The sequence below is a fragment of the Aquiflexum sp. genome, from assembly GCF_977115555.1.
The window spans coordinates 1-11,805 of sequence record NZ_CDSBKL010000100.1; the positions used below are offsets into that span (position 1 = coordinate 1).

The window sequence follows — 11,805 nt, forward strand, 5'->3', positions numbered from 1 at the left end:
AACTTCCGCCGATCTGGATTCCCTACACTTACTGCCAATCCATTTCCTGGCCGAGAAGTTTTGTTTATCAATAGACTTACTTATCCTAACTCTGAGATTTCAGTAAATTCTGAAAATGTAGGAGAAGCCATCTCTTCTCAAGGTCCAGATGACCTAGAAACGAAGGTTTGGTGGCATAAGTAAAATCCAATGAAGGTTCGGTACTTTCCGGACCTTCATTTTCTTCATAAAATCCTTAATTCAATTTAATTTTATCAATAATGACTAGGAAAATATTCCCTGTGTTGGCTTGCCTTTTTCTAATTGTATTTGGAATAGAGGCACAACAAATCTCAAAAGAAGAATTGATTTACCTAACACGTGAATGGAAAGGAGAACGATTTGAAGATGGAAGACCAAAAGTCTCTGATGACCTTTTAAAGAGAATGAGGCTTGTCACCCATGATGAAGCTTGGGCTGTGATGAAGAATGCCGGGTATAAATACCAATATGCTGACGGTTGGCAAACCATAAATCCCGACAGCATCCTTATCGGAAGGGCTGTCACTGCAACATTTCTTCCAGGTCGTCCGGATATCCATGATGCGATAGATGAAAGAGGAAAAAAACAGGGTAAAAGAGGTCAGAATTCTTGGCCTGTAGATATCCTGACGAAGGGTGATGTCTATGTGGTTGACCAATTTGGAATCCAAGTCGACGGCCCTACCATTGGAGATAACGTTGGAAATGCCATCTATGCCAAAACCGGAAATGGAATTGTTTATGACGGTGCTATCAGGGACGTTACAGGACTCAAAGAAATTGGAGGATTTACTTCATACTATACAAGCTATCACCCTTCCCATCACAACCAACAGGGAAATCTCAATACCATGCTGACAGGAATCAACCAACCCACAAAAATCCGTCAGGCAACTGTCATGGCAGGAGACGTAGTCTTGGGAAGAGATGGTGGAGTGAGCTTTATTCCTCCCCACCTTGTAGAACAAGTTGTGGTCACTTCTGAAGTAGTCAGACTCAGAGACATGTTTGGGCATGAAAGATTGAGGGCAGGCATTTATACTGCAGGTCAGATCGATACCAGATGGTCAGATGATATAGAGAGGGATTTTTCTAAATGGCTCAATGAACACATTGATGAACTACCAATTCCAAGAGAGCAGATTCAGGAAATTCTGAAGAAAAGAACCTGGTAGCCTTATAGAACTCAAAATTCACAACCATGAAAACTGACAATAACAGGCGGGGATTTATTCAAAAAGGACTGATGGCAGGATTTGCCACTGCGACTTTGGTCCCAAGTTTCGGATCTGAACTTATTGCAGCAGTGGACCGGGGACCAAAGTACTCGAACCCTTCTGACCTTAGAATCACTGGCGTCAAAACAGCTTTTATGAAGGGTCATGGCACCCATATGTTTGTCAAACTGACCACCAATCAAGGAATCACAGGATATGGAGAGGCGATGGATGCAGTAAGGGGCACTTATGGGGTAGCTACCGGAACAGAGGGATGGGACAATATGACCCAGTTTTTGATAGGACAAAATCCATTGGATATCAATAAAATCGTTGAACAGATATTAAGAAGGGGACACTTCTCAGGGGCACAGGGAGGAATGTATGTTGCTGTGCTCACAGGGATTGAAATTGCACTTTGGGATTTAGCAGGTAAAGCTATGAACCAACCGGTTTATCGTCTAATGGGCGGAAAATTCAGGGATAAAATCAGGCTTTATTGTGACAGTGCCAGCAGTTCTGAAAGCCCTGCAGACATGGCGGCAAGTGCAATGGAAGTTAAAAACGCAGGCTTTTCGGCTATCAAATTTGATTTGGACTGGGCCGGAGATCCTTCAAAACAAGATGAATTTAACAGGACAGCTTCCAATGGAGAGATTGACCGAATGGTGAAGCAGATTACAGCTGTACGAGAAGCCATTGGAATGAACATGGATCTTTGTCTGGATGCACATGGAAGGTATGACTTGCCATCAGGTATCCGAATGGCCAAAGAAATGGAACAGTTCAAACTAATGTTTTTAGAAGAACCGATTCCTGCTGAGAACTTAGATAGTTTGAGAGAGATTACGAGTCAGACCACTACACCGATTTGTACCGGTGAAAACCAGTATTTGGCACATGATTTCAGAAAAATCCTTGAGAAAAAAGCCGCAGATATCATCATGCCTGACCTCCATAAATGTGGGGGAATAGGTGAAGGTCAGCGTATTGCAAATCTTGCCAACTTGTACTATGTTCCCGTTGCTCCTCATATGGTTGCCTCCCCTTTTGGCGCTATGGCCGCTTGTCATTGTTGTGCTTCCATTTCCAATTTTCTTTGTTTAGAATGGCATTGGTTCTCCAAATGGAAACAATGGGATGAACTGATCATTGAAGCTCCCTTGATCAAAGAAGGCTATATCCATCTCACAGACCGACCCGGAGTTGGTGTCACGCCAAATGAAGAAGCCATCAGGAAATATGCGGTGTCAGATGTTCCTTTCTTTTGAAAAATTTGCCATTGAAAAATAATAGATCATAAAAAATTATTTATCCCAAAATATGAAAAACAGCAAAGACACAAGGAGGTCATTTATCCAGAAAGGATTGGTAGCGGGACTGACTGGTGGCGCATTACTGAGCACTTTTGGCCAAGGATTAAATGCTGCAGTCGACAGGCAATCACCCTATTCAAACCCTTCTGATCTGAAAATCACAGATGTAAAATGTGGATATGTCAGGGGCGCACTTTATGTCAAGATATATACCAATCAAGATGTCTGGGGATGCGGTGAAGCAGTCGATGCCATCCACGGTACCTATCATTTGGTCAAAAGAATGGGGAATCAGATCAAAGGACAAAGCCCGCTCAATCCCAATAGAATCGCTGAACAATTAAGAAAAGGTGCTTTTTTTGGCGGCGCACAATCAGGCGTTTTTGTCGCAGTCATGACAGCCATCGAAACGGCACTTTGGGATTTGACAGGAAAAGTTTTTGGAGTACCAGTGTACCAGCTTTTAGGAGGGAAATTCCGGGACAAAATCCGCGTTTATTGCGATACTGCCCTTTACACTTCTACCAATCCTTCCCCTCAGGATTATGCCAATGCAGCCCGAGGCGCAGTCAATCGGGGCTATAATGCAGTTAAGTTTGATGTTGATGACGGCAGAGATCCTAACAAATACGATAGGTTCAATTGGACCGCCAATCCCATGGAAATTGATAGGATGTACAATGCCATTGCTGCCGTGCGGGAGGAAGTGGGACCAAATATTGATGTCTGTGTCGACATGCATGGGAGATATGATGCCGTCACAGGCCTAAAAATGGCTAAATTATATGAAGACCTGAACCTGATGTGGCTGGAGGAACCTATCCCTGCTGATAACTCTGAGGTTTACAAATCCATCACTTCCCAGACTTCCACTCCTATCTGCGCCGGTGAAAATATTTATTTGGCTTATGGTTTCACAAGATTACTTTCCGAATCAGCAGTGGACATCATCATGCCTGATATCCAAAAGGCTGGGGGATTAGGTGAAGCACAGCGTATCGCAAACCTGGCAAATCTGTACTATGTGCCATTTTCTCCACATATGGTTGCCTCCTTCTTGGGTGCTATGGCTAGTTGCCATGTATGCGCTTCAGTTCCCAATTTCCAGATTATGGAATGGCAGATCTACATGGATACTGACGATTTGTGGAAAGATATCGTGACTTACGATGGTCCCCGGACTGAAAACAGTTTCATCACCTTATCCGAAAAACCAGGAATCGGTGTAGAAATCAATGAAGAAGGAATGAAAAAATATGCTGTAAAAGATGTACCGTTTTTTGAATGAGATATACAAAAACCAAATAACCATGAATCATAAAAACAGATTTATCAAAATAATTTTGGGAATAACCCTGATGCTTACAGCAGGGATGACCCAAGCACAAAATGTGGGTTCCTCTCCTGAATATATCAAAGCGATGACTTCTGAATGGAAAGGAGAAAGACTCCCTGATGGAAGGCCTAAAGTTTCTGATCAAATCCTTGGAAGATTGAAAAACATCTCTATTGAAGAAGCTTGGGGTGTCCTCAGAAATAAAGGGTATAATAACCAATATGAAGGCAATTGGTATATTATGCTAGAAAATGAAGCCATGACTGGTAGGGTCGTGACAGCCCAATATATGCCTTTAAGACCTGACCTTCAAAATCAGGTAAAGGAACAAGGAGTCAACAAAGAAGGTAGATCCCCGAAAGGAGGCACCAATTCATGGCCCATCGATATCTTGACCAACGGAGATGTATATGTCGCTGACGGCTATGGCAAAATCGCAGATGGTACATTGATTGGTGACAATCTTGGAAATTCCATATATGCAAAATCTCAGCGAGGTGTCATCTTTTACGGTTCTGTAAGAGATGAAGAAGGACTATCGGAAATCAAAGGTTTCAATGCATGGCACAAAGGCCAAGACCCATCATTTATCAATCAAATGATGCTAACTTCCATCAATGCCCCAATCAGGGTTGGAAGGGCAACAGTCCTCCCCGGCGATGTGGTTTTGGCAAAAAAATATGGAGTGATTTTTATCCCGGCTCATTTGGTTGAGGATTTGGTGATCACTTCTGAGGTTACAGGCCTTAGGGATGAATTTGGGCATCAACGACTAAGGGAAGGTAAATATCTTGCCGGTGAAATCGACAGTGAGTGGACTGAGGCCATCAAAAAGGACTTTTTGGATTGGTTAAATAATTACCCGGGAAAGCTCCCAATGACCAAGCAGGAACTGGACAATTACCTAAAAGAGAGAAATTATTAGAACTTAAAAAAGGCTTTTTAAAAGACAACCATAACATCAAACCCTAAAAACATGAAAAACACTTTAAAAAGTATCATTTCGGATCAAAAACAACAGGAACGGCAATACGCTTTACAAAGACAGGCTGAAATCGACCATATTGATACCAAAGCAAACAGAAGGGACTTTTTGAAAAAAACCGCATTGGGGGGCATGTCTCTGACAGCACTCATGGGATTGAGTTTCGAAGACTCTATGGCACAGACCACTTCCAAAGTCCAAAAAGCCTCCGCTCCTTCTGATTTGAAAATCACAGATATGCGTTATTGCCACACAGCGGTTATGGGTGGAACTGCCATCATTAAGATTTATACGAATCAGGGAATCTATGGATTGGGAGAAGTGAGGGATGCAGCAGATCCAAGATACGCACTTATGCTCAAGAGTAGAATTCTTGGAGAAAACCCATGTAATGTGGAGAAAATTTTCAAAATCATCAAGCAATTTGGCGGTCCGGCAAGACAGGCAGGTGGTGTTTGCGCGGTAGAAATGGCGCTTTGGGACTTATGCGGAAAAGCATACAACGTACCTGCATGGCAACTCCTTGGTGGTAGATACAGAGATTCGGTTAGGCTTTATGCAGATACTCCTGAAGGAAAAAGTCCTGAAGATCAAAAGGAAAAAATCAAATTCAGGACAGAAGTACAAGGCTATACTTGGCTGAAAATGGATGTTTCCATCAATGAGATCAAGGATATGCCTGGTGCATTGGTCAATCCTACGATTTTGAAGCAAAGTCCAAACCAATTCTCAGGACCATTCATGTCATATGGCAATACTGCACATCCATTTACCGGAATCCAGATCACCGAAAAGGGATTGGACGAGTTGGAAAAAATAGTTCATAGTGTCCGTGAGATGGTAGGTTATGAAATTCCGATTTCTACAGATCACTATGGCCATATCGACCTGAATAACTGTATCCGACTTGGTAAAGCTTTGGATAAATACCGTCTAGCATGGTTGGAAGATATGGTACCTTGGCAGATGACCCAACAGCATAAAACCATCACGGATGCATTGGAAACTCCAACGACTACGGGCGAGGACATTTATTTATTGGCAAATTTTAAAGACCTGATCCATAACCACGCAGTAGACATTATCCATCCAGATCTGGCATCTTCGGGTGGATTGTTAGAAACCAAAAGAATCGGTGACTATGCGGAAGAGCATGGAATAGCAATGGCAATGCATCAGGCAGGTACCCCTGTCTCATTCATGGCAAACGTCCATTGTGCCGCAGCAACACAAAACTTCCTGTCCTTGGAACACCATTCTGTGGATTTAGAATGGTGGGAAAGTATGGTAACCATGGTTGACGGAAATAAAATCATAGACAAAGGTTATGCACCTGTGCCATTGACTTCTCCCGGTCTTGGAATTGAACTCAATGAAGAAGTGCTGAAACAGCATCTTCACAAATCAGATTCAACTTTCTTTGCCCCAACTACGGAGTGGGATACCAAACGTTCCCATGACCGTATTTACAGTTAACATAGATTGATTGTGTTAGTGCCATCCGAAAGCCGGGAGCAATCCTGGTTTTCGGATATTTTTGCTATTATAGTATTTCCATTTAGCCCAAACTATCTTGAAAAATCCCGTTATCAAAATCGCCACCATTCTATCAGTCATTTTTTTTCTCTTATCCTTAGGAATCACACTTTTTCAAGGAATAAGCAATTCAGGCCCTTTTTGGATTCTTTTTTTGATGTCTATCGGAATCATGTTTCGAGGATATGACAAACTAAAAGGGTTTACCTATACAGTCATGATCTTTGCCTGTGTCACAGCTGCAATGTTTTACCCGATCACATTTGTACAGGTTGGAGATTATAAATTGAGCGGATTGATTGTGCCTTTGCTTCAGATCATCATGTTTGGAATGGGGACTTCCATGAGTTTGGGGGATTTTGCGGGAGTGGTCAAAATGCCCAAAGGAGTGATTATCGGGATTTTGCTTCAATTTACCATCATGCCATTTATTGGCTATGCTTTGGCCAAACTGAGCGGTTTTCCACCAGAAATTGCAGCAGGAATTATTTTGATCGGTTGCTCTCCAAGTGGAATGGCTTCGAATGTGATGAGCTTCCTGGCAAAAGCAAACCTAGCCCTATCCATTACCATTACTGCTTTTACCACTATGTTGGCTCCATTTGTCACGCCTGTTTTAATGGGTTGGTTGGCCGGAGAGTTTGTCGAAGTGGATGTCTGGAAAATGGTTTTGGATATCATCAAAATTGTCATCATACCTATCGGGGCAGGCTTAATTTTCAATAAATTTCTAAGTGGCAAAGTCAAATGGCTTGACGCTGCCATGCCTTTGGTTTCGATGATAGGTATAGCTTTGATCATAACCATCATCACTGCGGCCGGCCGTGACAGTTTGTTGAACATAGGTCCGATTTTGATATTGCTTGTTGTTTTTCATAACATGGCTGGTTATACTTTAGGCTATTGGGCTGCCAAATTATTCAGGATGAATGAGCGTGATTGCAGGACTTTGGCTTTGGAAGTGGGGATGCAAAATGCCGGCTTGGCTTCAGGCATTGCCAAAGAAATGGGTAAGATTGCCACCGTGGGTTTGGCATCCGCTGTCTTTGGACCTTTTATGAATATCACCGGATCTGTGTTGGCTTCTTATTGGCATCGAAAGCCGCCGAAGGATTGATTGTTGGAATTCTTTATTGAATGATCCTAATTTTGTCGCTTTCTTCTGAAAAAATTATTGCCCTCAAAAAATCTTCGAAACTTACCAAATGGAGAAAGGCTGTGGTAAGAAACGTACAGAAATATAAGTCCCACAAAAATAATTAAGGGTCCTCCAACAACATTTAATTCTAAATTTCTTTTTGTTCCAATGATTGCATTATTATTTATTAACAAGTAAATCCCTATAAGAATTAACAATATTGAAATCAAAAAGAAACCTAAAAATTCTAAAAATTTCATTCTTGCTTTTCAATTTCTTCTACATTGAATAAAAAAGAATCCAATGCTTTTTCAACCAATTGATTTAATGAAACACCCATTTCTGTAGCCTTAAAAAAAGCTTTTTGGTGAATTTTTGGTTGAACCCTGACATTAAAACTTCCCTTGAAAGATTTGAAAGGTGATTTTCCAACCTCCTTACATATTGACATATAGTCTTCTACCGCTTCTTTGAATGCAAATTTAAGTTCTTCCACAGTGGAGCCCTCAAATGTCACCAAATCTTCAACCCCTTCAAGCCTACCAAAAAACACTTCATCTTCAGCACTGAATGAAACTGAACCGATAAAACCCTCATGTTTCAGGATATTTTTCATATTAAATCCTCCTTTTTTAAAACTTCAATCAACATGTCAATTACATACAATTTCAAGATATTACTTGGATGAGGCTTGTGAATACGAATTATTGATTGACTTTCTAGTCTAAAAAAAGCCACTCTTGACCCTGATGTTTTACCAAGCTTTCTTTCTTCGTATCCAAGTTTATTCAAAAGACTCGCCATTTCATCAAATGTAAAATCCTTTGGACGTGAAAGCAGTCTTTCTTTTAACTTATCCAATTTTGACATTATAAATGTAACTGTTTTTTGGTTGCAAATTAATCAATCATTAAAAATATCTGAAAAGTAAGGTAGTCCAATTTTAATTAAACTAAAAACACTAGAATAAAAAAACTCTCCAGGATTAAAATTCTGAAGAGCAAAATGACAAATAACAAAAAGGTAGCGATTAAAAATGCTTCCAACCCTGAGCCTTTAAGGAAACTACAGTTCCGCTTTTGGTCACCATCAGTTTTCCGTCTTCAGCCTTTGTTACATGTCCGATAAAATGGATATCGGGGTGTTTCTCTAATTTGGAGAAATCTTTTTGGTCAATAGTAAAGAGCAATTCATAATCTTCACCTCCATTGAGCACACAAGTGATCGGATCCATATTTAATTCCACCGCGGTATCGAAAGTCTGTTTGTCGATCGGTAATTTGTCTTCGTATATCGTCACTCCCACTCCTGATGCTTTGCAGATATGAAAAAGCTCCGAAGCCAATCCATCAGAAACGTCAATCATGCTAGTGGGTACAATGTCCATTTCCTTCAGTTCATGGATGATATCCATTCTTGCTTCCGGACGAAGTTGACGTCCAGTGACATACTGATAGCCATCTAATTCAGGAGACATATCGGGATTGGCTAGATATACCTGCTTTTCCCTTTCCAAAATCTGTAATCCAACCAATGCACCGCCCAAATCTCCGGTAACACATACGATGTCATTGACCTTGGCACCCGATCTGAAGCTTAATTCCTCTTTCTTTGCTTCCCCAATAGCGGTAATGGAAATAACCAAACCTGACCGTGAAGCTGTGGTGTCCCCTCCTATCACATCTATACCATAGTGTTCTGCTGCTGCATTGATTCCTGAATACAATGCATCCACAGCTTCTACCGAAAACCTGTTGGATAAAGCAATACTGACCGTAATCTGTTTTGGGATGGCATTCATTGCAGCAACATCGGATACATTGACAGCTACCGCCTTGAACCCCAAATGTGGTAATGGTGCATAGGAAAGATCAAAATGAACACCTTCCAAAAGTAAATCAGTAGTCACTACTTTTACATGATCTCCTGCTTCGATAACGGCTGCATCGTCTCCGATACCCAAAATGGTAGAATTATTCCTAATAGTGACACCTTCTTTAAGGTGGTCAATCAAACCAAATTCGCCTATTTCACCTATTTCTGTTCTTGTTTCTGACATGTTATCGTTTTAAATAGGAACTGCATCCTAATTCTAAATTTCATCTGATTAGATAATTTTTCAATTTTCATCCCGATGGCAATCGGTATTCCAATCTTTCAATTCTCTCAACCTTTTTTCTCCTGACACAACTCCACCAAAACCCCATTGGTAGATCGCGGATGCAAAAATACAACTATTTTGTTGTCGGCACCTTCCTTTGGAGTTTCATTGAGGATTTCAAAACCTTCTGCTTTCAATCTTTCCATTTCAGCATAGATATCTTCCACATCAAAGGCAATATGATGGATTCCCTCAGACTTTTTATCTATAAATTTGGCAATAGGGCTATCAGGTCTAGTCGCTTCCAACAATTCTATTTTTGTTTCACCAATCTTAAAAAAAGAGGTCTTTACCCCTTCCCCTTCCACAGATTCTTCTTTATAGTTATCCCTTCCCAATAATTTTGAAAACAGTTCATTGGATTCTCTTAGGTCACGGACAGCAATCCCAAGATGCTCAATTTTTCTCATATCAATAATTTTTTATCTTTGTTATTGAATCATTTCAACTTTAGGCATGTTTTGATCATGCTTTAAAAATCGAATTTAATACTTAAAGATATGATAACTGTTTCGGAAAAGGCAAAGGAAAGAATCCTTTCATTGAGAAAAGAAGAAGGAAGAACTGAAAATGAAAACATCAGGGTTTCTGTAAAAGGTGGTGGCTGCTCCGGATTGATGTATGACCTGGGTTTTGATGCAAGTTTGGTTGAAACTGACCATGTATTTGAGGACAAAGGAATCAAGATATTGGTAGACAGAAAAAGTCTGCTTTATCTGGCAGGTACAATTCTTGAATTTACAGATGGTTTGAATGGCAAAGGGTTCCAATTTGTAAATCCAAACGCCTCTAGAACCTGCGGATGCGGAGAAAGTTTCTCGGTATAAACCACACACATTGAAAATTTCAGAAAGATGCTGGTAAGTTTTATCAGCATTTTTTGTTTGTGGTAAAAAATCTTTTCTCCCAATTGTTACCTTTGCCCACAAGAAAATAAACCCTTGATATGTCAGAAAACATCAAAAAAATACAGCTCAATGACCTCCATATCGCTTTGGGAGGCAAAATGGTTCCATTTGCAGGATACAATATGCCCGTAAGGTATTCTTCAGATACTGAAGAACACCATACAGTGAGGCAGGGAGTCGGTGTATTTGATGTTTCACATATGGGTGAATTTAAAGTTACCGGTCCAAAAGCCCTTGATCTCATCCAAAAGGTGACTTCCAACGATGCTTCCAAACTTGTCGTCGGCCAAGCCCAATATTCCTGCTTTCCAAATGAAAAAGGCGGAATCGTCGACGACCTGATTGTTTATAAATTCGGCGAAGAGGAATACATGTTGGTAGTCAATGCATCTAACATTGAAAAGGACTGGAATTGGATCAACAAATACAACAGCATGGGTGCCAAATTGGAAAATATCTCTGACAGCATTTCCCTTTTTGCCATCCAAGGACCTAAAGCAATAGAAGCGGTGCAGTCACTGACAAGTGTCAACCTTTCAGATATCAAATTTTACCATTTCAAAGTCGGAGATTTTGCAGGAGTACAGGATGTCATCATTTCAGGGACAGGCTATACAGGTGCGGGAGGATTTGAGATATACGTGAAAAACGAGGATGCAGAAAAAGTTTGGAATGCGGTTTTTGAAGCAGGAAAAGAATTTGGCATCAAGCCGATCGGTCTTGGTGCAAGAGATACTTTAAGGTTGGAAATGGGTTATTGTCTGTATGGCAATGACATCAATGACGAGACCTCTCCAATTGAAGCAGGACTGGGTTGGATAACCAAATTCACCAAAGACTTTATCAACAGCGAAAACCTCAAAAAGCAGAAAGAAGCAGGTGTTGAAAGAAAGTTGATAGGATTTATATTGCAAGAAAAAGGCATCCCAAGAGGCCACTACCCTATCGTCAACCTAGAAGGAGAACCAATTGGTGAGGTGACCTCAGGTACCATGACACCTTCTATGGGAGTCGGTATAGGGATGGGTTATGTTAAATCAGAATATGCTACTCCGGGAACGGATATAGCCATTACCGTCAGAAACAAAAACCTCTTGGCGAAAGTGGAAAAATTCCCTTTGTACAAAAAATAAGTATAAAAAAAGTTTTTTCATTAACGATGTGCTGTGATATAATAGAATCTTCTT

The 11,805-nt window shown here is 40.7% G+C and carries 13 protein-coding genes; 9 read left to right on the plus strand and 4 right to left on the minus strand.

The annotated features are described in order from the left end of the window. From ACZFYI_RS08165 to ACZFYI_RS08195, 7 genes are all read left to right on the plus strand, one after another. Nucleotides 1–183, plus strand: a 183-nt coding sequence (locus ACZFYI_RS08165) for a SusD/RagB family nutrient-binding outer membrane lipoprotein (RefSeq protein WP_462523631.1), incomplete at its 5' end; no start/stop codon positions are given. Between the two features lie 77 nt (nucleotides 184–260). After that, entirely contained in the window at nucleotides 261–1,196 is a 936-nt protein-coding gene (locus tag ACZFYI_RS08170; RefSeq protein ID WP_462523632.1) for an RraA family protein, read from the plus strand. A 26-nt stretch (nucleotides 1,197–1,222) separates the two neighbouring features. After that, nucleotides 1,223–2,509 (plus strand): mandelate racemase/muconate lactonizing enzyme family protein, encoded by a 1,287-nt coding sequence (locus ACZFYI_RS08175; protein ID WP_462523633.1) that lies wholly within the window; start codon nucleotides 1,223–1,225, stop codon nucleotides 2,507–2,509. A gap of 52 nt (nucleotides 2,510–2,561) precedes the next feature. Continuing rightward, on the plus strand, nucleotides 2,562–3,842 hold the full coding sequence (locus ACZFYI_RS08180; protein WP_462523634.1) for a mandelate racemase/muconate lactonizing enzyme family protein: 1,281 nt from the start codon (nucleotides 2,562–2,564) through the stop codon (nucleotides 3,840–3,842). Nucleotides 3,843–3,912: 70 nt separating this feature from the next. Beyond that, entirely contained in the window at nucleotides 3,913–4,815 is a 903-nt protein-coding gene (locus ACZFYI_RS08185) for an RraA family protein (protein WP_462523643.1), read from the plus strand. Nucleotides 4,816–4,866: 51 nt separating this feature from the next. Then, nucleotides 4,867–6,351, plus strand: coding sequence for a mandelate racemase/muconate lactonizing enzyme family protein (locus ACZFYI_RS08190; RefSeq protein ID WP_462523635.1), 1,485 nt, complete (start codon nucleotides 4,867–4,869; stop codon nucleotides 6,349–6,351). Between the two features lie 97 nt (nucleotides 6,352–6,448). Continuing rightward, on the plus strand, nucleotides 6,449–7,528 hold the full coding sequence (locus ACZFYI_RS08195) for a bile acid:sodium symporter family protein (RefSeq protein ID WP_462523636.1): 1,080 nt from the start codon (nucleotides 6,449–6,451) through the stop codon (nucleotides 7,526–7,528). A gap of 277 nt (nucleotides 7,529–7,805) precedes the next feature. On the opposite strand, the gene ACZFYI_RS08200 is transcribed toward ACZFYI_RS08195, so the two are convergent. From ACZFYI_RS08200 to mce, 4 genes are all read right to left on the minus strand, one after another. Further along, nucleotides 7,806–8,165 carry a type II toxin-antitoxin system HicB family antitoxin gene (locus ACZFYI_RS08200; RefSeq protein ID WP_462523637.1) on the minus strand — a complete coding sequence of 120 codons (360 nt, stop codon included), beginning with the start codon at nucleotides 8,163–8,165 and terminating at the stop codon, nucleotides 7,806–7,808. Further along, the gene (locus ACZFYI_RS08205) at nucleotides 8,162–8,419 is read right to left on the minus strand and encodes a type II toxin-antitoxin system HicA family toxin (protein WP_462523638.1); all 258 of its coding nucleotides are present in this window, start codon (nucleotides 8,417–8,419) and stop codon (nucleotides 8,162–8,164) included. Before ACZFYI_RS08205 ends, ACZFYI_RS08200 begins: the two co-directional genes overlap by 4 nt. A gap of 160 nt (nucleotides 8,420–8,579) precedes the next feature. Further along, complete coding sequence (gene thiL / locus ACZFYI_RS08210; protein WP_462523639.1) at nucleotides 8,580–9,608, minus strand: thiamine-phosphate kinase; 1,029 nt, start codon at nucleotides 9,606–9,608, stop codon at nucleotides 8,580–8,582. 107 nt (nucleotides 9,609–9,715) lie between these two features. Continuing rightward, nucleotides 9,716–10,120 carry a methylmalonyl-CoA epimerase gene (gene mce / locus ACZFYI_RS08215; protein ID WP_462523640.1) on the minus strand — a complete coding sequence of 135 codons (405 nt, stop codon included), beginning with the start codon at nucleotides 10,118–10,120 and terminating at the stop codon, nucleotides 9,716–9,718. A gap of 90 nt (nucleotides 10,121–10,210) precedes the next feature. Here mce and ACZFYI_RS08220 point away from each other — a divergent pair, with 90 nt between their 5' ends. Both ACZFYI_RS08220 and gcvT read left to right on the plus strand, forming a co-directional pair. Then, a complete protein-coding gene (locus ACZFYI_RS08220) occupies nucleotides 10,211–10,537 on the plus strand; it encodes a HesB/IscA family protein (protein WP_462523641.1) in 327 nt (108 codons plus the stop codon). Nucleotides 10,538–10,656: 119 nt separating this feature from the next. Further along, complete coding sequence (gene gcvT, locus ACZFYI_RS08225; RefSeq protein ID WP_462523642.1) at nucleotides 10,657–11,751, plus strand: glycine cleavage system aminomethyltransferase GcvT; 1,095 nt, start codon at nucleotides 10,657–10,659, stop codon at nucleotides 11,749–11,751. Nucleotides 11,752–11,805: the final 54 nt, after the last annotated feature.

Excerpts from the sequence above, each read along its gene's own strand:
- ACZFYI_RS08170 (WP_462523632.1), top strand. The coding sequence starts at position 261 with ATGACTAGGAAAATATTCCCTGTGTTGGCTTGCCTTTTTCTAATTGTA.
- ACZFYI_RS08175 (WP_462523633.1), top strand. The coding sequence starts at position 1,223 with ATGAAAACTGACAATAACAGGCGGGGATTTATTCAAAAAGGACTGATG.
- ACZFYI_RS08180 (WP_462523634.1), top strand. The coding sequence starts at position 2,562 with ATGAAAAACAGCAAAGACACAAGGAGGTCATTTATCCAGAAAGGATTG.
- ACZFYI_RS08185 (WP_462523643.1), top strand. The coding sequence starts at position 3,913 with ATGCTTACAGCAGGGATGACCCAAGCACAAAATGTGGGTTCCTCTCCT.
- ACZFYI_RS08190 (WP_462523635.1), top strand. The coding sequence starts at position 4,867 with ATGAAAAACACTTTAAAAAGTATCATTTCGGATCAAAAACAACAGGAA.
- ACZFYI_RS08200 (WP_462523637.1), bottom strand. The coding sequence starts at position 8,165 with ATGAAAAATATCCTGAAACATGAGGGTTTTATCGGTTCAGTTTCATTC.
- ACZFYI_RS08205 (WP_462523638.1), bottom strand. The coding sequence starts at position 8,419 with ATGTCAAAATTGGATAAGTTAAAAGAAAGACTGCTTTCACGTCCAAAG.
- thiL (WP_462523639.1), bottom strand. The coding sequence starts at position 9,608 with ATGTCAGAAACAAGAACAGAAATAGGTGAAATAGGCGAATTTGGTTTG.
- mce (WP_462523640.1), bottom strand. The coding sequence starts at position 10,120 with ATGAGAAAAATTGAGCATCTTGGGATTGCTGTCCGTGACCTAAGAGAA.
- ACZFYI_RS08220 (WP_462523641.1), top strand. The coding sequence starts at position 10,211 with ATGATAACTGTTTCGGAAAAGGCAAAGGAAAGAATCCTTTCATTGAGA.
- gcvT (WP_462523642.1), top strand. The coding sequence starts at position 10,657 with ATGTCAGAAAACATCAAAAAAATACAGCTCAATGACCTCCATATCGCT.